Genomic DNA, 19,956 nt, shown 5'->3' with positions numbered 1-19,956 from the left:
GGCCGGCGAAACGAGCTAGCTCGCTCCCGGGGAGCTGTTGAGCTCCTGGAGCTGCTGGCTGATGTGACTGTCCAGTGCCGCCTGGTAGCTCTGCGCGAGCTGACCCAGCCGCTCGATCTCGTCCAGCAGGGCGGCGCGCTTGGTGCCCAGGCTGTTCATCGCCTCGCTGTGATTGCGACGTGCGTCACCCTCGATCGTGCCGGCCTTGAGCTGGGCCTCGCTGGTGATCTGCTCCGACTTGTTGCGGGCGTTGGCCAGCAGCGTCTCCGACTCCTGGCGGGCGTCGCGCATGTGATCGTCGGCCGTGCGCTGGGCCATCAGCAGGACCCGGGCGTTGCGGTCGTCGCCGTCCGGGGAGTGCGACGGGGCGGCCGGGGCCTGGTTGCGGGCCTGCTCGAGCTGGGCCTGCAGGCTGCGGGCGTTCTGCTCGGCCCGGGCCCGGGCCTCCTGCATGCGCTCCAGCTGGGCCGTGATGTCGGAGAACTCCGAGCTGAGCACCATGGTCGAGGCCGCCGGGCCGGGACCACCCGGGCCGCGCTGGACCTGACCGTGCAGGGCGCCGTTCTCCTCCAGCAGGCGGATCAGCTCCTGCTCGACCTCGTCCAGGAAGGCGTCGACCTCCTCCTCGTCGTAGCCGCGCTTGCCGATCGGCGGCTTCTTGAAGGCCATGTTGTGGATGTCAGCGGGAGTTAACGGCATCGTGCTCCTTGGCGGGATCATTCGGATCAGGTTCTGCGCATCGATCCTACGCACGATGTCACGGCCCGCGACGTGGGTGTGATCACCCCGGGCCGCGACGGCGTGCCACTCAGGGGGTACGGCCGGCCGGCGCCGGCTCCTCGTGAGTGACGGAGGTGTCAGCCGGCGGGGGTTCGGCCGGGTCCGTCCGGCGCTCGGCGTCCTCGGCCCGGTCCTCCGCCTCGGCCGCGCCGTCGTCGGTGGCTTCGGTGCCCGGCGGCTTGCGGTCCGCGGTGGGCTCGCCGCTGGGGTGGCGGACCAGGTATCGGATGGCGGTGTTCAGCACGGCCAGCAGCGGGACGGCGACCAGGCCGCCGACGATGCTGGCGACGACGATGCCGGTCGCGATGGCCAGGATCACCGCCAGCGGGTGCAGGGCGACCGCCCGGCCCATGATCAGCGGCTGCAGCACGTGGCCCTCGAGCTGCTGGACGGCGATGACCACGGCCAGCACGATCAGGGCGGTGACCGGGCCGTTGGCGACCAGGGCGACCAGGATCGCGACCACGCCGGTGACGGTCGCGCCGACCACCGGGATGAAGGCGCCGAGGAAGACCAGCGCGGCCAGGGGCAGCGCCAGCGGCACCCGGAGCACGAACAGGCCGATGCCGATGCCCACCGCGTCCACGAAGGCCACCAGCACCGTGGCGTGCACGTACGACACCAGGGTGTGCCAGGAGTAGTGCCCGGCCCGGGCGGTCGGCACGCGGGCCTCGCGGGGCAGCAGCCGGCACAGGAAGGACCAGATCTGGCCGCCGTCGCGCAGGAAGAAGAACAGCGTGAACAGCACCAGGAAGAAGCCGGTGACGACCTCGCCCAGGGTGGTGGCGGTGCTCAGCGCGCCCGAGGTCAGGGCGCCCTGGTTCTGGGTGACCGCCTGCTGGACGCGTTCGACGTACTGGCTGACCTCGGCGTTGGTCAGGTGCAGCGGACCGCGCGACAGCCAGGTCTGCACCTCGTCGATGCCGTCGCTGACCTTCGACGACAGGCTGTCGATCTGGGAGATGAAGGTCCGCACGATCAGGCTGAGCCCGCCGAAGACCAGCAGCAGCGCGGCGATCAGGACCAGCCCGGCGGCCAGCGAGCGCTTCATCCCGCGGCGGGTCAGGGCGGCGGCGGCCGGCTGGAACAGCGCGGCCAGCAGCAGCGCGATCACCACGGGAATGATGACCACCCGCAGCAGCCCGACGACCCTCAGGAAGAGGTACGCGGCCGCGACGAAGAGGATGAACCGCAGGGCCCACGCCCCGGCCGTACGGACGCTGCGGGGCAGGACGTCGTCGGTGCCCGGGCGCTGCTCCTGCACGACCAGCACCGGCGTGGCCGGGTCCTGGAGGTCACCCGGCACGAACGGCGGGGGAGCGTTGCGCGCCGCGGCCGCCGCGAGCCGTTCGCGGGCCCGGGTCCGCAGGGTCTGGGCCCAGGTACCTCTCCCCGCGGTGGGCGTACCTGTCATCGGATCCTCCAGATGGTGCTGAACACTCCGGCCGAACCGGCCGGGCAGCCTCTAACTGCCCGGATCAGGGCTGATTCACGCGTACGGCGCAGGGGTTTCGCCCGCACCGGGAATGACCGTGCCCAGGGCGGGCATCCCGCGGCCCCGGGCCGGGCCGCCGGCGGTGGTTAGGCTGGCTGTGGATCGTGGCACGAGAGGGGACAGATGACATCTCAGCGGCGCGCACTGGTCGTCCGGGGTGGATGGGCCGGGCACGAACCGGTCAAGGCCACCGACCTGTTCATTCCGTACCTGCGCGAGCGGGGGTTCGCCGTCGAGGTGGCGGACTCGCCGGCCCCGTACGCCGACGCCGAGCTGATGGCGGCCACCGATCTGGTGGTGCAGTGCATGACCATGGCGACGATCTCCGGCGAGGAGGTCGCCGGCCTGGTGTCCGCGGTGGAGGCCGGCACCGGTCTGGCCGGCTGGCACGGCGGGATCGCCGACGCCTACCGGGCCAGCGCCGACTACCTGCAGCTCATCGGCGGTCAGTTCGCCGCGCACGCGGCCCGGGAGGCCCCGGGCGAGCGCACCGGCGACCAGTCCGACAACTACGTCCGGCACCGGATCACCATGACGCCGGCCGCCGCGGGGCACCCCGTCACCGAGGGCATCGCCGACTTCGACCTCGACACCGAGCAGTACTGGGTGCTGACCGACGACTACATCGACGTGCTGGCGACCACCACCACCGCGGTCCGGCCGTGGGCGCCCTGGCAGCGGCCGGTGACCTGCCCGGCGGTGTGGACCCGGCAGTGGGGGCGCGGCCGGGTGTTCGTGGCGACGCCGGGGCACACCGTCGAGGTTCTGCAGGATCCGAACGTGCGAACCATCGTGGAGAGAGGGATGCTGTGGGCCAGTCGTTGAGAGCCGGCATCGTCGGCGCCGGCAAGATCAGCGGCCAGTACAGCGCCACCCTCTCCCGGCTGTCGCAGGTCACCGTCACCGCGGTGGCCGACCTGGACCCGGGCCGGGCGCGGCTGCTGGCCGATCAGCACCCAGGCGCCCGGGTGGTCGCCCTGCCCGACCTGTACGCGGCACCCGACGTCGACGTGGTGCTGAATCTGACGACACCCAACCAGCACGCCGTGGTGGCCCTCGCCGCGATCGCCGCCGGCAAGCACGTCTACGGCGAGAAACCGCTGGCCGCGACCGGTGCCGACGGACTCGCCGTGGTGCAGGCGGCCACCGCGGCCGGGGTGCGCATCGGCTGTGCCCCCGACACCGTGCTCGGCACGGGCGTGCAGACCGCCCGGGCGGCCGTGGACGCGGGCGAGATCGGCGTCCCGCACGCCGCGACCGCTTTCATGACCGTTCCCGGCCATGAGCGATGGCACCCGGACCCGGAGTTCTACTACCAGCAGGGCGGCGGGCCGCTGTTCGACATGGGCCCCTACTACCTGACCACGCTGGTGCACCTGCTCGGTCCGGTCCGCCGGGTCGTCGGCATGTCCTCGCGGCCCCGCCACGAGCGGACCATCGGCGACGGCCCGCGCGCCGGTACGGCCTTCCCGGTCGACATCGACACCCACGTCACCGGGATCCTCGAGCACGAGGACGGCGCGCTGACCACGCTGATGATGAGCTTCGACATCTGGGGCACCCACCTGCCGTTCATCGAGCTGTACGGGTCCCACGGCTCCCTGTCGGTGCCGGACCCCAACTACTTCACCGGCGACGTACGCCTGGTGACCGCGGGTGGCGAGGCCTGGCGTGTGCTGGCGCCGGCGGCGGGTTACGCCGACGGGGGCCGCGGGGTGGGTCTGCTCGACCTCGCCGAGGCGCTGACCGAGGACCGGCCGCACCGCGCCGCCGCCGACGTCGCGCTGCACGTGCTGGACGTGATGGAGTCGATGCAGGTGAGCGCCCGTGCCGGTGCCTCGGTGGCCGTCCGGACGACCTGCCGGCGTCCGGACCGTATCCCCGGTGTGCTCGACCTCGGCTGATGAGGCAGCTGACGGGCGCCGGCCGGACGGTGGTGGCCGGGCAGGCCCGGCGCCGGTGGAGCGTCGTGCTTGCGGTTGTGGTGGTGCTCACCGCCGTACCGGTGCTGCTGGCCCACCGGCCGGTGCCGGCGACCGGGGTCGCGCCCGCCGCGTTGCGCGACCGGATCGCGGCCTCGGCCGCCCAGACCTATCAGGGGTACGCGCAGAGCGCGGGCGCCCTGGGCCTGCCCGCGCTGCCCAACCTGGAACAGGTCACCGCCCTGGTCAGCGGGACCACCGAGATGCGCGTCTGGCGCGGCGCCCCGGACCGGTGGCGGGTGGACGTCCTCGGGCCCGGTACCGAGCAGGGCCTCTACCAGCTGCCCGGCGAGCAGTATCTGTGGGACTACGGCGAGAGCCGGCTCACCCGGATCGTCGGCGAGCAGCCGCTGCGCCTGCCCCGGGCGGCCGACCTGACGCCGCCCGAGCTGGTCCGGCGGATGCTGAGCCTGGCCGCGGGTGATCGCCTGGAGCGGCTGCCCGGCCGGCGGATCGCCGGCGTGGTCGCGGCGGGGCTGCGGATCGTCCCGGTCGCGCCCGGCACCACCGTCGCGCACATCGACGTGTGGGCCGACCCGGTCAGCGGGTTGCCCCTGCAGGCGGAGATCACCGCCCGGGGCGCCCGGCGGCCGGTGTTCGTCACCCGCTTCCTGGAGGTCTCGCTGACCGCCCCGGCCGCCGCGGTGCTCGTCCCGCCGGCTCCCGGTCCGGGCATCGGGTCGGCCACCACCTCCGCGGCCGACGTGCTGGCGGCCCTCGACCGCTGGGACTCGTTGACCCCGCCGGACACCCTCGCCGGCTTCCCCCGCCAGGACAGCGTCGCCGGCGTGCCGGTCGTCGGGGTCTACGGCGTCGGCCTGGCCCGGTTCGTGGCGCTGGGCCTGCCCGGCCGGCTCGGCGACGACGTGTTCCGCAACGCGGCCCGGTGGGGACGCCGGCTGACCGTGCCCGGCGGGGAGGCCGTGCTGATCACGGCCGGCCTGCTCAACGTCCTGGCGGTGCGGGCGGAGCGAACGTACCTGGTCACCGGCTTCGTGGACGCGCCGCTGCTGGAACGGGTGGCCGCCGATCTCGCCGGAGGGACCGCATGATCATCACCAGGGACCTGACCAAACGCTACGGGCACACGGTGGCCGTACGCGGGGTCGATCTGGAGGTCCGCGAGGGCGACCGCTACGGCCTGCTCGGCCCGAACGGCTCCGGCAAGACCACCCTGATCCGGATGCTGCTGGGGCTGGTCTTCGCCACCCGCGGCGAGATCGAGGTGCTGGGCCTGCCCGTGCCGCGGCGGGTGAAGGAGGTGCTGCCGCAGGTCGGCGCGCTGGTCGAGGGCCCGGGCATGTATCCGCACCTGCCCGGGCGCACCAACCTCAACCTCTTCGACGCGGCCGGGCCGGGCGGCGGGCGCCGCGACCGGCGGCGGCGGGTCGACCAGGCCCTCGAACGGGTCGGGCTGGCCGGCATCGACCGGCGGCCCGTCCGGGCGTACTCGCTGGGGATGCGGCAGCGGCTGGGCCTGGCCGCGGCGCTGCTGCGCACGCCCCGGCTGCTGATCCTCGACGAGCCCACCAACGGGCTGGACCCGCGCGGCATCCGGGAGATCCGCGACCTGCTGACCGAGCTCAACGATGAGGGCACGACGGTGCTGCTCTCCAGCCACCTGCTGACCGAGATCGAGGCGTTCTGCAGCCGGGTGGGCGTCATGGACAGCGGCCGGCTGGTCCTGCAGGACGACCTGGCCGCGCTGCGCGCACCCACCGGCCGGGTGGTGCTGCACACCCCGGACGCCGACCGGGTGGTCGCGCTGCTCGACGGCCGGGTCGAGGCCCGCGACGGAGACCGGCTGACGGTACGCCACCAGGCGCCCGACGACCTCAACGCGGAGCTGGTCACCGCCGGGGTGCGGGTCGTGGAGCTGGCCGGCGAGCGGCGTTCGCTGGAACAGGTGGTGCTGGAGGCGACCTCCACGAGCTCGGACCGCGTCGAAGGGGGCACGGCATGATCCGGGTCGAGCTGGCCAAGCTGTTCCGCCGCCCGCGCACGTACGTGATCGCCGCGCTGCTGTGCGCGCTGCCGTTCATCGTCGCGGTGTTCCTGGCGACCACCAGGATCCCGCCGCCACCTGGACAGGGCGGCGCCTTCCTGTCCGCGGTGCTCAGCAACGGCGCGTTGTATCCGGCCGCCGCGATGGCCCTGGTCCTGCCGGTGCTGCTGCCGGTCTCCGTCGCGGTGCTGGCCGGGGACGCGGTGGCGGGCGAGGCGTCCGCCGGCACGCTGCGGTATCTGCTGATCCGTCCGGTGGGCCGGACCCGGCTGCTGGTGGCCAAGCTGGTCTCGCTGGTGGTGTTCGTGCTCTTCGCCATCGCGACCGTGCTGGTCACCTCGTACGTCACCGGGCTGGTGTTGTTCGGCGCCGAGGCGGACAGCACCGGGGTGACGCTGCCCGCCGACGTCACCTCGTTGTCCGGCGTCACGATCACCCCGGCCGGGCTGGCCTGGCGGCTGGTCGCCACGGTCGCGTACATCACGGTGTCCATGCTGGGCGTGGCGGCGATCGCCCTGTTCCTGTCCACCGTCACCGACTCGGCGCTGGGCGCGGCGATGGGGGCGCTCGCGGTGCTGGTGGTGAGCCAGGTGCTGGTCACCCTGGACGCGGCTGCGGCCGTCCGGCCGTACCTGCCGACCCGCTACTGGCTGGCCTGGATCGACTTCTTCCGCGAACCGGTCCTCTGGCGCGACATCGAACGCGGCGCCGCGCTGCAGCTGGTCTACCTGGTGGTGCTGCTGGGGGCCGCGTGGGCGAACTTCATGACCCGCGACGTCAAGAACTAGTGTCGCCGACGCGCGAGGGATCCGGAGAGCCCGGGACCCGGCTGTGGCGCATCACGATCCCGGTGATCGCCACCGCCGGCGAGATGGAGGCGCTGGCCGACCGCATCGTCGAGACGCTGTGCCCCGACCACGAGCATGACGGTCCCTGCCCGCGGCCTTGGGCCCTGCGCGTGACCGACGGCGGTTCGCTGAGCAAAGCCGAGCAGCGCCGCCTGCACGACGAGATCGACTCCACCAACGACCCGCCCAGGACGATCGACCAGGCCGTGTTGTGGCGATCATCTGAGCCAGATCAGAGCGGCGATGAGGAGCAGGGATGAGCGGTAGTTGGCGGCGCGTTCGGCGTAGCGGGTGGCCAGCGCACGCCAGTGCTTGAGCCGGTTGAAGCAGCGTTCCACGGCGTTTCTCTGCCGCTAGACCTGCTTGTCGAACTCCGGCGCTCGCCTGCCTCGGCTGCCTTTGGCGGCCCGGCGGCCGATCTGGTCAGCGCGCTCGGGGATCGTCTGCGACCTGGCTCCGGCAAAAACGGCGCGATCACCCCCCACGCCTCGTCCGTCAGCTCACCACGCCCGACACCCGACACATCAACTAGAACTGATCAACCGACCCGCGACGTGAAGAACTAGGTAGGGCAGGTTGCCGGCGCTGACCAGGGGGTTGTGCCGAGGGCGGTCAGCACCAGGGCGGTGATGATCGGGTCGGTGGGTAGCGCGCTGTGCGAGATGCGGGCTTGCGGGCACAGCGTCTGCACCGCCAGGTTGGTGGCGCCGTCCAGGCGGGCCGAGTCGGGTGGTTGCACGGTTTCGTCGTCGGTCGTCCAGAGGGACAGCCACGGCAGGCCGTCGGGCACCGGCTCCTCGTCGATGTCGTCGAGCAGGGTGCTGCCGGGGGCCAGCTGGCGGCACGCGGCCGGGCAGGAGCCGGGGGCCAGCGCGGAGCCGGCGCCGGCGATCCGGGTGCCGTGCAGGGGGGAGCCGAGGGTGACGATCCGCCGGGCCGAGCCGGCGCTGCGGTGCCGGTCCACCCACAGTTTGACGGCGACGCCACCGGCGGAGTAGCCCACCACGTCGACCGAGGGCGCCCCTTCGGCCAGGGCGGCGCGCACGGCGGCGTCGACCGTGCCGGCCTGGACGAGCAGGTCGCCGGTGCCGTCGCCGGGCAGGGTGAGGACCGTCGCGGTGCGGCCCTCGGCGCGCAGCCGGGCCGCCAGCTGCGACAGGCCGGTCCGGCTGCCGCCGTACCCGGGGACCAGCAGGACCGGTCCGGGCCTGGCCTGATCCGGGCGGGCGACCGGATCCTCGCGGTTGATCAGGCGTACGCCCACCGTCACCAGCACCGCCAGCAGGACGATGAGGGCGGCACCGAGCATCAAGCGGCGGCGAGGAGACACTCTTCATCATGACTCGCCGGCCGCGGCACCGTACTAGGATCGGCCGGTGACGTCGTTCGCGGTCGTCGGTGCGGGTTTCCGGGCCGCGGCGTACTGGCGGCTCGCCGCCCGGCTCGACGGTCTGTCCTGTGTGGGCGCGGTGGTCCGCACGCCGCGCCGGTTGCCCGTCCCGGCGTACGGGTCGGTGGACGATTGTCTCGCCGGGGCGCGGCCCGACTTCCTGGTGACCGCCCTGCCCCGTGCGGTCAATCCGGACGTCATCGTCGCCGCCGTGCAACGCGGGGTGCCCGTGCTCGCCGAGACACCGCCCGCCCCTGACGCCGAGGGTCTGCGTGAGCTGTGGGCCGCCGTCGGCGAGTCCGGCCTGGTGCAGGTCGCCGAGCAGTATCTGCTCATGCCCACCCATGCGGCCCGGGCCGCGGTCGTGGACCGTGGCCTGATCGGGTCGCCGAGCCAGGTGCACGTCTCGTCGACGCAGCTCTACCACGCCGTGTCGCTGATGCGGGGGCTGCTCGGCGCCGGCTGTGCTCCCGTCACCGTCCGGGCGACCCGGCACCGGGCCCCGCTGCTCGATCCGCTGAACCGGGCGGGCTGGACCGGTGCCGCCGAGCCGCGTCCGGCCACCACGACCATCGCCACGCTCGACTTCGGGGCCGGCCGCCTCGGCCTGTACGACTTCACCGACAACCAGACCCGCAACCAGCTGCGCTTCCGGCGCCTGCTGGTGCGCGGCAGCCACGGCGAGCTGCGCGACGACGAGGTTGTCCGCCTCGCCGGGCCGCGCACCATCGTGCGGACGCCGCTGGTCCGGGGGCGCGGCCCGGACGACACGGACACCGCGCACATCACGCTCGGTGAGGAGGTGCTCTTCCGCAACCCGTACGCGGGGCTGCGTTTCAACGATGACGAGATCGCCACCGCCGCGCTGCTCGAGGCGACCGCCGCGTGGGTGCGCGGGACCGGGCCGGAGCCGTATCCGCTGGCCGAGGGCGCTCAGGACCACCTGATCGGACTGGCGATCGAGGAGGCGGCCGACACCGGCCGTACCGTCACGACCAGCACGCCGCCCTGGGACGCCGGCTGATCCGCGGTCAGTGCGGCCCGTCCTCCCGATCGGCCAGCACGCGCGCCGCGATGTGCAGCAGCTCCTCGACCGCCGCGCCGGGGTCGGCCGGGGGAGCGGGCACCGGCTCCGGGTCCACGCAGCGGTCCAGCAGCAGCTCCACCAGGGCGGCGCGGTTCATGACGTCGCCGGCGGTCAGAGCGCCGGGCAGGATCCGGATCTCGATCGTGTCCCGGATCGGGGTGTCGGTGAGCAGCTGGGTCAGGTTGACGTCGAAGAACTTGGTGAGCTTGCCGTCGGCCGCGGCCTTGCGCAGGTCGTCGTAGGACGGCAGACCGGCGACCGCCTCGACCAAGGGCTCCGGCAGTGGGGCCAGCCGGCGGCAGGCCGGGTTGGTCTGCAACAGCAGCCGCAGCGGCTCGCGCCAGTGGGCGAACAGCCGGACGACGTTCGCCAGGGCGTGCGGCTCCCGGAACGGCGCGCCGTCCACGTGCAGGTGCACGGCGGCCTCGCTCGGCACGGTGAAGCCCAGCTCACGGGCCGGGCCGAGCAGCTCTTCCAGCGCGGCGCCGTGATCGGCGCTCAGCGGTGGCGTGACGATCTCGCACGGGCGCTCCCGCTCACCGCCGTGCGGCGCGGCCAGGGCGATGGTGGCGCCGGAGACGTCGTCCAGCCGGTACACGTCGCCGTACCGGTGGACCTTGCTGCCCCAGAGCTGGGCGGTCCCGTCCAGAGCGGCCCCCAGCGTGCCGCCCGGGTCGCTGTGCTTCGCGAGCAGGCTCAGCAGGCGGGGGTCGTCGCTGAGGATGCGGAACCAGCCCGGCGGCGCGGGGGTGCGCGGGTCGAGGCCCGCCATCAGGGTGACGTCGTCCACCAGCGTGCACAGCGGTGAGCCGTCGGCCCGGCGTACCTCGAAGCCCTGCGTCAGGTGCAGGAACCGGCCCAGGCCCGGGACCAGGGACGGTTCGCTGTCGTGATGCCACACCGGGTGGACCCGGCCGCCGCAGCGGTCGGCCAGGTCCCGCGCGAGAGTCCGCCGGCTGTGGCCCGGCGGGGCCATCAGCTCGATCTCGAACCCCGTGCGCCGGTGCAGCGTGGCGGTCACGGCTTGAAAGGCAGGGAGTCGCCGGCCAGCAGCCGCTTGCCGCCTTCGATCTTGGCCGAGTACGGGTCGGCGAGCTTCCACAGCTTGGCCAGCTTGACCGCGTCGTCGTAGTCGTACCCGGCGGCGAAGAACTTGTTGACCCGGGCCGTCTCCTTGGCCTCGGCGACGGCGCTCGGCTTGACCGGCAGCTTCTTCTTCGCCAGCAGGCGCTTGCCGCCCTCGACCTTGGCCGAGAACGGGTCGGCCAGCTTCCACAGCTTGGCCAGCTTGACCGCGTCGTCGTAGTTGTAACCAGCCGCGAAGTACGCGTCCAGCTGCTTCTGTTCCCGCGGGCTGATCGGGTCTTCCGTCGCGGGATCGTCCGGCGTGGCCGGGATCGGCAGCTTCTCACCGGCCAGCAACCGGCGTCCGGCCTCGGCCTTGATCGCGCCGACGTCGTCCTTGGACCGCCAGATGATGGCCAGCCGGACCGCGTCGTCGTAGTCGTAGCCCGCGGCGAAGAAGGCGTCGTACTGCTTCTCCAGCTCGGCCTCGGACGACGGGGTGGACGGCGGGGCCGACGGGGCCATGTTCGGCATCGTGGCGGCGCCGGCGTTGACGGACTCCTGCTTGTGCTGGCCCGGCAGCAGCCCGGGCAGGCTGATCGCCCCGGCGATCAGGCTGACGCCCAGCACGGCGCCACCGGCGGCCTGCACACCCCAGCGGCGGCGCTGGTACGAACGGGACAGCTCCTGCACCCGGCTGTAGACCGCGGCCGCGTCGGGTGCCAGATGTTCATGGGTCTCAAAGGCGTTGCGGAGCTGGTCTCCGTGCTCGGTCACGACTTCTCCTCGGCGTGGATCCTGTGCTGTCGCTCCGACGAGAGCCGGAGCGTCTTGAGCGCCCTCGAAGCGTGGCTGCGCACCGTCGCCGGTGAGCAGCCGATCAGATCGGCGATGGCATCGTCGTCGAGCTGCTCGTAGTAGCGCAGCACGAGCACCGCCCGTTGCTTGCGCCCGAGCGTCGCCAGGCGGTTCCACAGCTCGTCGGCCTCGACGACGTCGTGGGCGTGGTCGCGTACCCCGCCCCTCGCGTCGTCGATGTCGACCAGCCGTTCCCCCACGGCGTGCACGTTGCGCGCCGCCCAGCTGCGCCGCCACGACAGATACTCGTTGAGCACCATGCGGCGGACGTAGGCCTCGGGGGAGTCGGCCACGTTGATCCGACGCCACCGGACCTGCGCTCTGGCCAGCACCTCCTGGACGACGTCCTGGGCCAGGTCACGGTCGCCGGTGAGGACGACCGCGTACCGCAGCAGACTGGGAAGCCGGGCCACCGCGAACTGCTCGAAGGTCACACCCTCTAGGACGGGTGCCGGGTGGTCGGTTGTGCACTCATGATCCGAACTTTTTCCCATGATCCTGGGCTCCCCGCGCCGGCGATGAATTGGTCACGCACGGTGATGGCGGTGCACCGCGCCGCCGACTCTAGAGGTGCGCCGCACCCTCGGGCCCGATCTGCGGGAATCGCCTGCAACCGTCCTGCTGCCCGGCGGCTCCCGGGGTGCCGCCCCGGGGCGTCCAGACTTGGCGCATGGTCGTCATCAGCCGGTGGAGCATCACCGACAAGCCGCAGGGCCGCCTCGACACCGCCCGCGAGCTCGTCGCGGTCTGGGCCGTGCACCTGCACCGGTCCTACCGGCTCATCCGCGGCGCCTGAGCCGCTCGCTCAACCCTTGATCGGGGGCCGCGGGAACAGCGTCAGCAGGCGGTCGGCAGCCTCCCGATCCCCGCGTACGGTGATCAGCCCCGCGTCCTCAGCGGCGGCCAGGGTCCCCGCACCGAAGATCAGCTCCCGGAGGACCGTCGCGCTGGTCTCGAGCACCGCGTCCGGCGCCTGAGTCACACCTCGGGTGAGCGTGAACCTGCTGTGGCTGACCTCCGCCTCCAAAGCGTCGCCGTCGAGCCGCAGCTCGAACCGGGCGGCCCACGTGCCGGCCGCAGCCGCGTCGAACGTGGTCCGCATCGCGAGGGCCAGCGCGTCCACGCTCAGTGACGCGGTGGAGGTCGGCGGTGTGCGGCTGCCCCAGCGTCCGAGGGCGAGCAGGACCGGTTCGAGGTCGTGGCCGCGTCCGGTCAGCTCGTACACCTGGGCACTGACCGGTGGACCCAGGTGCCGGCGGCGCAGCACGCCGGCCCGCTCCAGCTCGGTCAGGCGCTGGGTGAGCATGCTCTGCCCGGCGCCGGGCAGGCCGCGGCGCAGCTCGCTGAACCGCTTCGGGCCCAGCAGCAGCTCCCGGACCACCAGCAGGGCCCACCGGTCGCCGACGAGGTCGAGCGCGCGGGCAACTCCGCAGGGATCGTCATAGGTCCGGGCCACAGCTTCATAGTATCGTTACCGCACTGACCGGTACGAAATCAGAACCACGAAGCGGAGTGCCGATGCCGACGACCCGTTCGTACGTCCTGGTCCCCGGAGCCGGCGGCAGCGCCTGGTACTGGCACCGCCTCGTGCCGGAGCTCCGCCGTCGCGGCCACGAGGCGATCGCGGTCGACCTGCCGGCCGCCGACGACAAAGCCGGCCTGCGGGAGTACGCGGACGCCATCGTCGCCGCCGCCGTCACGGGAGGTCATCGGCGTGTGGTGCTGGTGGCCCAGTCGATGGGTGGCCTCAGCGCTCCGCTCGCCTGCGACCGGCTCGAGGTGGAGGAGATCGTCCTGGTCAACGCCATGATCCCGGCCCCCGGCGAGACCGGCGGCGACTGGTGGGCGGCGACCGGCCAGGAGCAGGCCCGCCGGGAGCTCGACGTGCGCGAGGGCCGTGATCCGGACGCGCCCTTCGACCCGCGCGTGATGTTCTTCCACGACGTGCCGGCGGAGGTCACGGAGGAGGGTATGGCGGCCGAGCCGGGGCAGTCGGGCACGCCGTTCGGTGAGCCGTGGCCGCTCGGGGCGTGGCCGGATGTGCCGACCCGGGTGCTCAGCGGGCGGGAGGACCGGCTGTTCCCGGTCGACTTCCAGATCCGGGTCGCCCGGGAGCGGCTGGGGATCACACCGGAGACCATGCCCGGCGGGCATCTGGTGGCGCTCAGCCGGCCGGGGGAGCTGGCTGCCTGGCTTGTCGCTTGAGCGTGGCCGTGAGCGCCGCTTCCGAAGGGGCGTACCTGCGCCTGATGATGGTCACCTCCACCTCACCCGAAACTGCGGTCGCACCTCGCCGCCACCGGGCGAAGCGGGGGACCTCGGTCGTGCACCACTTCTGACCCGTACGGGAAACTGCTCGGATGCGGACCAAGCAGGAGCTCACCGAGGCAGTCAAGCGGGACCGGCGGGCTGCGCTCGTCGTCAACGCCCATTCCCGGCAGGGCATGCGGTTGTACGACGCCGCCCGTACCCGGCTGCTGGCGGCCGGGTTCACGTTGCTGGACGCGTACCCGGTGGATCGTCCCCGGGAGCTGGAGGCGACGCTCGCCGCTGTCATCGATCGCGGCCCGGATCTGCTCGTCGCCGGCGGCGGCGACGGCACCATCAGCACGGCCGCGCGGCTGCTCGCCCACCGCGACATCGCCATGGGTCTGCTGCCGCTGGGCACCACCAACAACTTCGCCCGCACGGTCGGCGTCCCTCTGTCTCTCGACGAGGCGGTGGCGACGCTGACCGACGGCAAGGTCATCGACGTGGACCTGGGGCTCGCCGGCGGGACCGCGTTCACCAACCACGTCGGTGTGGGACTGTCCGCCGACCTGATGCTGTCGGCGCCGCGGCTGCTGAAGCGGGTGATCGGCCGGACGGCGTACCCGATCACGGCTCTGGGGTTGCTGGCCCGGCACCGTCCCTTGCGGATCGTGGTGCGCGCCGGTGGGCGTGAGCACACGTTCGTGACGCATCAGCTGTACGTGGCCAACGGCGGTTTCCACGCCGGGCGGCCGATCACGGCGGACGCGCACGCCGACGACCGGCTGCTGGTGGCCTATCCGGTCGGCGGCCGCGGACGGTGGGGACTGCTGCGGGAGACGGCCCGCAATGCGGCGACGGGTCACCGGCGCACGCTCGACGAGGAACCGTTCCTGGCGGTCGGTGAACTGTGGGTGGAGACCGACCGCCCGGCCCGCGTCGAGGTCGACGGTGAGCCGTCCGGCCGGACCCCGCTGCGGATCGGCCTGGACCCCAACGCGTTGCGGCTGATGGCCCCGGCCGACACGCGTGACCTCTAGGGCTGGGTCACCCCGCTCCGCCAGGCCGGGTCGCGGCCGATGAAGCCCACCAGCCGGGTCTGGATGTCCGCGTCGGCGGGCACCTCGACCCGGGGGCCGTACTGGCCGGACGAGCGCAGGATCTCCTCCATCTGCTCCATCCCGGCGAGCAGGCCGGCGCAGAAGGCCGGGTCCAGCCGGTCGTCCTGGCCGGTGGCCCGGGACAGGTCCCAGGTGTGCATGAACACGTCCGAGGTGTAGAACTGGTCGATCGCGGCGGCCAGCGGCAGGTTGCCGATGTGCGGGTTGCTGAGCTCCCGTTGGGCCGTCGCCGGGTCGTCGAGCACCGCCTGCACGCCGTCGGAGTGCACCTGCCACGCGCGGACCGGGTCTTCGTCCACCGACGGGCCGCGGGGCAGGTCGATGCCGGCGCCCGCGGCGAGGAAGCCGGGGAACCAGTCGGTCAGGTGCCGCACGACGTCACGGGCGGTCCAGCCGGCCACCGGGGCCGGCGCGTCCCAGGACCGGGTGCCGCGGACCCGCTCGGTGAAGAGTCCGGCGATCTGCCGGTGCCGCTCGGCGGGGATCTCAGACAGCGCCATCGTGGATCATCCTTTCCAGCTTCGCGTAACCCTGATCGAGGCCGGCCTCCATGCCGCTGCGCAGCCAGGCGTCGCGGGCCTCGAAGCTGTCGACCAGCGACTGGGTGCGCAGCCGCGTGCGGCCACCGCCCAGATCCTCGAACCACAGCGTGGCCAGCGACACCCCGTCCGGCTCGCCGTCGTAGGTGAAGGTCTGCACGATGCGGTCCGGGCGAACTTCATGGAAGCAGCCGTGGAAGGCGTACTCCGTGCCGTCGCGCACCGAGACGTAGCGCCAGCTGCCTCCGCTGGTGGCGTCCCAATGCTCGATGCGGGTGGTCATGGCGTCGGGACCCACCCACCGGGCGAACAGCACGGGGTCAGTGTGCGCCCGGAAGAGCTGCTCAGGTGTGGCTTCGAAGTCACGACTCAGCCGGATCACCGGCACCTTCGGGTCGGCCTCGATCGAGGTCTCCGTGATCGTGGTCATGCTCGTCTCCCTTCATCGCCGCCAGCACGGCGTCGAGGCGGCGGTGACGCTGCTCGGCGCGGGTCCGGTAGCGCTCGATCCAGGCGTCCATCAGGTCGAAGACCTCGGCCTCGAGCCGTACCGTCCGTGGCTGCGGCCCGCGGGGCCGGCTGACCAGCCCGGCGTCCTCGAGCACCCGCAGGTGTTTGTAGACGGCCTGCAGCGTCATCCGGTACGGCTCGGCGAGCCGGCTCACGGTCGCGTCGCCCTCGGCGAGCCGGGCCACCATGTCGCGGCGGGTCGGATCGGCGAGGGCGGCGAACACCCGGGTCAGCGTGTCTGTGGTCACGGCCCCTGGCTTCCTGTGTCATGCCCTGGTTCAACTCATCGGTTGAAAGTGACCGTAGACGGCGGCCGGTCCGCCCGTCAACCGATCAGTTGAAAGTCCTGCCCGACGTGCGCGGGTCCAAGGCTGCGGGAATGATCGGGAATGACGATCATCGAGACGCGGGGAGTGGACGCCCTGCTGACGCGGGCCCGGGCCGGGCTGCGCCGGCTCGACCCGCAGCAGACTCTGGCGGCGGTCGCCGCCGGCGCTCTGCTCATCGACACCCGCACCGAGAGCCAGCGCCGGGTGCGGGGCGAGCTGCCCGGTGCGCTGGTGATCGACCGTACGGTGCTGGAATGGCGGCTGGATCCGGCGTCGCCGGACCGGATCCCCGAGGCGACCGGGTACGACCTGCACGTCGTCGTGGTCTGCCGGCAGGGCTACAGCTCCAGCCTGGCCGCGGCCGGTCTGCAGGCGGTCGGCCTGCGCCGGGCGACGGATCTGATCGGCGGGGTGGAGGCGTGGCAGGCCGCCGGTCTGCCGATGACCGGCGGCCCCGCCGACGTCCGTGTCTGAAGCGGCGCCATCGTCATGGGTCGCCGGTCAGGTGACCCGACCGATGCCCGATGCGGTGGAATGCCGGGCCTCGTCCGCGGTCGCCCGGCAGATGCCCGACGCGGTGGAACGAGGGGCTGCCGGTCTCAGATTCTGGCGCCCAGGTCGGCGCCGTTCGCCGGGCGCAGGAAGGACGAGGTCGCGATCGCCCCGGAGGCTGTCCTCGGTCCGGTGATCACCGAGCTGTCGGTGCTGGCCAGCGCCGGGACCGAGCTCAGGTTCCACGAGTTGCCGCTGCCGGTCGAGCGGCCCAGGGCCACCGCGGTGCCGTTACGGACGGACAGGTTGGCGGTGAGCCGGGAGGTGCTGGAGTCCACGTCGAAGCCGGTCTTCGGGTTCGCGTACGCGGTGTCGTGGTCGAAGACCAGCGTCCCCGGGTTGCCGTTGTCGGTGAAGCCGTGCGCGGCGTTGCTGAACGCCATGCTGGTGCGGATCACGTGGTCGGCGGCCGGATCGGGGTCGCCGCCACCCATCTTGAAGCCGTTGCCGTCGCCGGCGAAGTCCGGGAAGTTCCACCGGTTGATCCCGTTGCCGTAGGCGATGCTGCCCTCGACGGTGATGGGTGAGGTGAACATCCAGGCGTCGAAGCCGTCGTCGACGTTGTTCCACAGCCGGGCGCCGCGGACCACGTTGCCGGTGCCGCTGCCCTCCTTGATCGCCAGGCCGTCCGCGCTCTCGCCGTTCTTGCGCGGGTCCCGGTTGAGGTAGCTGTCCAGGTTGAGCACCAGGTTGCCGCTCGACGCGCCCTGGATCTGCAGGCCGGACTCGTAGTTGTCGTGCGTCGACAGGCGTTCGAAGACGTTGCCGTTGCACCCGTCGCAGTAGAGCCCGTACGGGCCGTTGACCAGTTCGAGGCCGACCAGGCGCCAGTACGAGGCCTGCATGTGCACGGCGCCGCGCTGGGCCCGGGGGACGCTGCCGCCGACCGGGGCGGGGGTGTTGGGCAGGGCCTCGCCGTCGATGACGACGCGCTCGGTGCCGTACCGGGTCAGGGTGATCGGCAGGCTCGCCGTGCCGCTGCGGGTGATCTGGATGTTGGTGGTCAGCGCGTAGGTGCCGCCCCGCACGGAGATGACGGTGCCGGGCTGGGCCAGGTCGACGGCCCGCTGGATGGTGCGCAGCGGGTGGGCCTGGTCGCCGGCGTTGCTGTCGTTGCCGGTGGTGGCCACGAACAGGGGAGCCGGCGCGGCGGCGGTCGCGGGGGCCGACAGGCCGAGGGTGACGCCGGCGGCGGCGAGGGCGGCCACGGCCGCGAGGGCGGCGGTGCTGCGGGCATGCATGGGGAACCTCCGGAGGTGAGGGAAGGAACGCGCGCGGTGGGCGGGATCCGCCGCCGCGTGCTGCCCTGGAACGCGGTGGGACGCCCGGCTCTGGTAAGCGCTTTCCTGGCGAGGCTAGCCAGGTATGGATCGACTGTCAACGATGGCCGGACCGGTGCGGCCGGCCCTCCGGTGATCCGACGAACGTCAATACCGTGCCGGGTGCAAAGGCGACCGGACCCGGTGTGCGACACATTCGCTGTGTCGTTGATCAGTGCGTCACCTGATGGATTGGCGACACATTTGCCGACTGAATGCGGCCGAATTCCGGATTGGGCCCCGTGCCGCCGGGTACCAGGGCCGCCAAGCGATTAACCGGCCGGTCGAATAGTCCATCCGGTCGTTGCTCCGGTGGTGCGCGATGCGTGCCACCGGGCGTGCAAGTTGCACGCGGAAAGTGAATTTGTTGTCGACGAAAGGACGGACACGTGCGGTCTCGCCTGTCGCGAAGGCGTTCGGCGCCCATTACCGGATCTGTGCCGGCCCGTGGGAATGAGGCCCGATGATCGGTGTGGCATTACGATCCGCTCTCGACCAGCGAGTCGCCGCGGACATTCTGACCGACTGCGCCCGGCGCCACGGGGTGCCCGGCGCGCAAGTGGCGATTCATCAGGGCGGTGCGACGGTCACCGCGGAATACGGGGAGGACGAGTACGGCACCGGCCGGCGGGTCACCCGGCACACGGCGTTCCCGGTGGGGTCGGTGACCAAGGCCGTCACCGCGACCACGGTGCTCGCCCTGGTCGCCGACGGGGATTTGGAGCTGGACGAGCCGGTCGGCCGTCTGGTGCCCGACCTGACCGGTGCGGCGGCTCGGATCACCGTGCGCCAGCTGCTCAGCCACACGGCCGGGCTGCCGTGCGGGCCGGCCGCCGAGGACGCGGCCGGGCTGTCCGTACCGCGCTATCTGGCCGGCGCCTGCCGTCCCGAGCTGATGGTGCTGCCGCCGGGGACGGGCTTCTCCTACTCCAACGTCGGCTACGTGCTGCTGGGCCGGCTGATCACTGTCGTGACCGGGATGAGCTGGCGTGATGCCGTCTCGTCCATCGTGCTCGAGCCGCTGGGCGTCACCCCCACGCTGATCGGCGCCGCCGGTCCGCGCCGTACGGTGGCGATCGGTCACTCCGTCCACGGCCGTACCGGGCGGGTGCGTCCGGTCCGGCAGTCCCTGCCCGAGGCCGAGGCGGCGGCCGGCGCGCTCGCGCTGAGCGCGGCCGACCTTGTCGCTCTCGGCCGGTTGCACGTGGACGACGGTGTGCCCGCGGTGCTGCCCGCCGACTACGCGGCGCGGATGCGGGGCGTCGTGCCCGGGGCGGTGCCGTTCGGGCTGGCCCGGGGCTGGGGGCTCGGCCTGGCCACGTTCGGGGTGGCCCCGCACGAGTGGTACGGCCACGACGGCAATGCCGACGGCACCGGCTGTTTCTGGCGGGTCGACGCCGACGGCGGCCAGATCGTCGCGCTGACCTGCAATGCCGGGTCGGGGCACGCCATGTGGGCCGATCTGTGCGCGGAACTGCGCCGGGCCGGCCTCGCGCTGGATGATGCATTGCCGGCCGCCGAGGTGTTGTTTCCCGGCACCGCGGCGCCGGAATGTGCGGGCACATATCTCAATGGTGACCTGGAGTATCGGGTAATCGCCGGAGGACCTTTCGGTCTGCGGTTGAGCATCGACGGCGAACCCGCCGAGAACATTGTCGTCAGAGCCGACTTGACATTTCATCTCGAGGATGCGTCCACCGGCCGGTGGACGCTGGGCGGACGCTTTGTGCGAGATCACCGTACGCGGGTGGTGAACGGTATCCAGGTCGGTGGGCGCCTCGGTGGCCGCCGAATCGAGGCGCTGGTCTAGCGGATTCCCGCTGCAA

Annotated in this window: 23 protein-coding genes and 1 pseudogene; 12 read left to right on the top strand and 12 right to left on the bottom strand. The window is 72.5% G+C overall.

Annotated features, from left to right (window positions below):
* Positions 1–15 precede the first annotated feature (15 nt).
* Positions 16–699 carry a DivIVA domain-containing protein gene (locus tag ACWEOZ_RS17830; RefSeq protein ID WP_360553538.1) on the bottom strand — a complete coding sequence of 228 codons (684 nt, stop codon included), beginning with the start codon at positions 697–699 and terminating at the stop codon, positions 16–18.
* 109 nt (positions 700–808) lie between these two features.
* A complete protein-coding gene (locus ACWEOZ_RS17825; protein WP_451911778.1) occupies positions 809–2,194 on the bottom strand; it encodes an AI-2E family transporter in 1,386 nt (461 codons plus the stop codon).
* Between the two features lie 204 nt (positions 2,195–2,398).
* Here ACWEOZ_RS17825 and ACWEOZ_RS17820 point away from each other — a divergent pair, with 204 nt between their 5' ends.
* The 6 genes from ACWEOZ_RS17820 to ACWEOZ_RS17795 all read left to right on the top strand — a co-directional run bounded on the left by ACWEOZ_RS17820 (position 2,399) and on the right by ACWEOZ_RS17795 (position 7,370).
* On the top strand, positions 2,399–3,100 hold the full coding sequence (locus ACWEOZ_RS17820) for a ThuA domain-containing protein (RefSeq protein WP_451911777.1): 702 nt from the start codon (positions 2,399–2,401) through the stop codon (positions 3,098–3,100).
* Positions 3,085–4,179 (top strand): Gfo/Idh/MocA family protein, encoded by a 1,095-nt coding sequence (locus ACWEOZ_RS17815; RefSeq protein ID WP_451911776.1) that lies wholly within the window; start codon positions 3,085–3,087, stop codon positions 4,177–4,179. Before ACWEOZ_RS17820 ends, ACWEOZ_RS17815 begins: the two co-directional genes overlap by 16 nt.
* A complete protein-coding gene (locus ACWEOZ_RS17810) occupies positions 4,179–5,309 on the top strand; it encodes a hypothetical protein (protein WP_451911775.1) in 1,131 nt (376 codons plus the stop codon). The genes ACWEOZ_RS17815 and ACWEOZ_RS17810 overlap by 1 nt, the downstream gene beginning before the upstream one ends.
* Positions 5,306–6,220 (top strand): ABC transporter ATP-binding protein, encoded by a 915-nt coding sequence (locus tag ACWEOZ_RS17805; RefSeq protein ID WP_451911774.1) that lies wholly within the window; start codon positions 5,306–5,308, stop codon positions 6,218–6,220. The genes ACWEOZ_RS17810 and ACWEOZ_RS17805 overlap by 4 nt, the downstream gene beginning before the upstream one ends.
* A complete protein-coding gene (locus ACWEOZ_RS17800; RefSeq protein WP_451911773.1) occupies positions 6,217–7,050 on the top strand; it encodes an ABC transporter permease in 834 nt (277 codons plus the stop codon). Before ACWEOZ_RS17805 ends, ACWEOZ_RS17800 begins: the two co-directional genes overlap by 4 nt.
* 62 nt (positions 7,051–7,112) lie before the next feature.
* The gene (locus tag ACWEOZ_RS17795; protein WP_451911772.1) at positions 7,113–7,370 is read left to right on the top strand and encodes a hypothetical protein; all 258 of its coding nucleotides are present in this window, start codon (positions 7,113–7,115) and stop codon (positions 7,368–7,370) included.
* Here ACWEOZ_RS17795 and ACWEOZ_RS17790 read toward each other — a convergent pair.
* Together ACWEOZ_RS17790 and ACWEOZ_RS17785 are read right to left on the bottom strand one after the other, a co-directional pair.
* Positions 7,329–7,550, bottom strand: a pseudogene (locus ACWEOZ_RS17790) (IS5/IS1182 family transposase); the annotation flags it as partial. The gene ACWEOZ_RS17795 and the pseudogene ACWEOZ_RS17790 overlap by 42 nt on opposite strands.
* A gap of 122 nt (positions 7,551–7,672) precedes the next feature.
* Positions 7,673–8,440, bottom strand: a complete 768-nt coding sequence (locus ACWEOZ_RS17785; RefSeq protein ID WP_451911771.1) for an esterase/lipase family protein — start codon at positions 8,438–8,440, stop codon at positions 7,673–7,675.
* A gap of 46 nt (positions 8,441–8,486) precedes the next feature.
* Between ACWEOZ_RS17785 and ACWEOZ_RS17780 the strand changes: the two genes are divergently transcribed.
* Positions 8,487–9,524: a Gfo/Idh/MocA family protein gene (locus ACWEOZ_RS17780; protein WP_451911770.1), complete on the top strand. Its 1,038-nt coding sequence runs from the start codon at positions 8,487–8,489 to the stop codon at positions 9,522–9,524.
* Between the two features lie 7 nt (positions 9,525–9,531).
* Here the strand turns inward: ACWEOZ_RS17780 and ACWEOZ_RS17775 are convergent, their stop codons facing one another.
* Genes ACWEOZ_RS17775 through ACWEOZ_RS17765 form a run of 3 tightly spaced genes read right to left on the bottom strand, consistent with a single transcriptional unit; the run spans position 9,532 to position 11,944 of the window.
* The gene (locus ACWEOZ_RS17775; protein ID WP_451911769.1) at positions 9,532–10,608 is read right to left on the bottom strand and encodes an amidoligase family protein; all 1,077 of its coding nucleotides are present in this window, start codon (positions 10,606–10,608) and stop codon (positions 9,532–9,534) included.
* On the bottom strand, positions 10,605–11,429 hold the full coding sequence (locus tag ACWEOZ_RS17770; protein ID WP_451911768.1) for a hypothetical protein: 825 nt from the start codon (positions 11,427–11,429) through the stop codon (positions 10,605–10,607). Before ACWEOZ_RS17770 ends, ACWEOZ_RS17775 begins: the two co-directional genes overlap by 4 nt.
* Positions 11,426–11,944 carry a SigE family RNA polymerase sigma factor gene (locus ACWEOZ_RS17765; protein WP_360553526.1) on the bottom strand — a complete coding sequence of 173 codons (519 nt, stop codon included), beginning with the start codon at positions 11,942–11,944 and terminating at the stop codon, positions 11,426–11,428. Before ACWEOZ_RS17765 ends, ACWEOZ_RS17770 begins: the two co-directional genes overlap by 4 nt.
* A gap of 236 nt (positions 11,945–12,180) precedes the next feature.
* Here ACWEOZ_RS17765 and ACWEOZ_RS17760 point away from each other — a divergent pair, with 236 nt between their 5' ends.
* The gene (locus ACWEOZ_RS17760; RefSeq protein WP_360553525.1) at positions 12,181–12,306 is read left to right on the top strand and encodes a hypothetical protein; all 126 of its coding nucleotides are present in this window, start codon (positions 12,181–12,183) and stop codon (positions 12,304–12,306) included.
* Positions 12,307–12,315: 9 nt separating this feature from the next.
* On the opposite strand, the gene ACWEOZ_RS17755 is transcribed toward ACWEOZ_RS17760, so the two are convergent.
* A complete protein-coding gene (locus ACWEOZ_RS17755) occupies positions 12,316–12,966 on the bottom strand; it encodes a winged helix-turn-helix transcriptional regulator (RefSeq protein WP_451911767.1) in 651 nt (216 codons plus the stop codon).
* A gap of 62 nt (positions 12,967–13,028) precedes the next feature.
* Here ACWEOZ_RS17755 and ACWEOZ_RS17750 point away from each other — a divergent pair, with 62 nt between their 5' ends.
* Positions 13,029–13,715, top strand: a complete 687-nt coding sequence (locus ACWEOZ_RS17750) for an alpha/beta fold hydrolase (RefSeq protein WP_451911766.1) — start codon at positions 13,029–13,031, stop codon at positions 13,713–13,715.
* Positions 13,716–13,870: 155 nt separating this feature from the next.
* Positions 13,871–14,800, top strand: coding sequence for a diacylglycerol/lipid kinase family protein (locus ACWEOZ_RS17745; RefSeq protein WP_451911765.1), 930 nt, complete (start codon positions 13,871–13,873; stop codon positions 14,798–14,800).
* Here ACWEOZ_RS17745 and ACWEOZ_RS17740 read toward each other — a convergent pair.
* The 3 genes from ACWEOZ_RS17740 to ACWEOZ_RS17730 are packed head-to-tail and all read right to left on the bottom strand — an operon-like array spanning position 14,797 to position 16,178.
* Positions 14,797–15,381: a TIGR03086 family metal-binding protein gene (locus ACWEOZ_RS17740; protein ID WP_451911764.1), complete on the bottom strand. Its 585-nt coding sequence runs from the start codon at positions 15,379–15,381 to the stop codon at positions 14,797–14,799. The two genes, ACWEOZ_RS17745 and ACWEOZ_RS17740, sit on opposite strands and share 4 nt — an antisense overlap.
* Entirely contained in the window at positions 15,368–15,850 is a 483-nt protein-coding gene (locus ACWEOZ_RS17735; RefSeq protein ID WP_451911763.1) for an SRPBCC family protein, read from the bottom strand. The genes ACWEOZ_RS17740 and ACWEOZ_RS17735 overlap by 14 nt, the downstream gene beginning before the upstream one ends.
* Positions 15,783–16,178 carry an ArsR/SmtB family transcription factor gene (locus ACWEOZ_RS17730; RefSeq protein WP_451911762.1) on the bottom strand — a complete coding sequence of 132 codons (396 nt, stop codon included), beginning with the start codon at positions 16,176–16,178 and terminating at the stop codon, positions 15,783–15,785. Before ACWEOZ_RS17730 ends, ACWEOZ_RS17735 begins: the two co-directional genes overlap by 68 nt.
* Before the next feature lie 141 nt (positions 16,179–16,319).
* Here ACWEOZ_RS17730 and ACWEOZ_RS17725 point away from each other — a divergent pair, with 141 nt between their 5' ends.
* Positions 16,320–16,733 (top strand): rhodanese-like domain-containing protein, encoded by a 414-nt coding sequence (locus ACWEOZ_RS17725; RefSeq protein WP_451911761.1) that lies wholly within the window; start codon positions 16,320–16,322, stop codon positions 16,731–16,733.
* Positions 16,734–16,858: 125 nt separating this feature from the next.
* Here the strand turns inward: ACWEOZ_RS17725 and ACWEOZ_RS17720 are convergent, their stop codons facing one another.
* A complete protein-coding gene (locus ACWEOZ_RS17720) occupies positions 16,859–18,052 on the bottom strand; it encodes a right-handed parallel beta-helix repeat-containing protein (RefSeq protein ID WP_451911760.1) in 1,194 nt (397 codons plus the stop codon).
* Between the two features lie 550 nt (positions 18,053–18,602).
* Here ACWEOZ_RS17720 and ACWEOZ_RS17715 point away from each other — a divergent pair.
* Positions 18,603–19,940 (top strand): serine hydrolase domain-containing protein, encoded by a 1,338-nt coding sequence (locus ACWEOZ_RS17715; RefSeq protein ID WP_451911759.1) that lies wholly within the window; start codon positions 18,603–18,605, stop codon positions 19,938–19,940.
* Positions 19,941–19,956: the final 16 nt, after the last annotated feature.

The organism is Actinoplanes sp. NPDC004185, assembly GCF_053603475.1.
The sequence above is the reverse complement of the archived record's forward strand: the minus strand, read 5'-3'. Positions and strand labels throughout refer to the sequence as shown.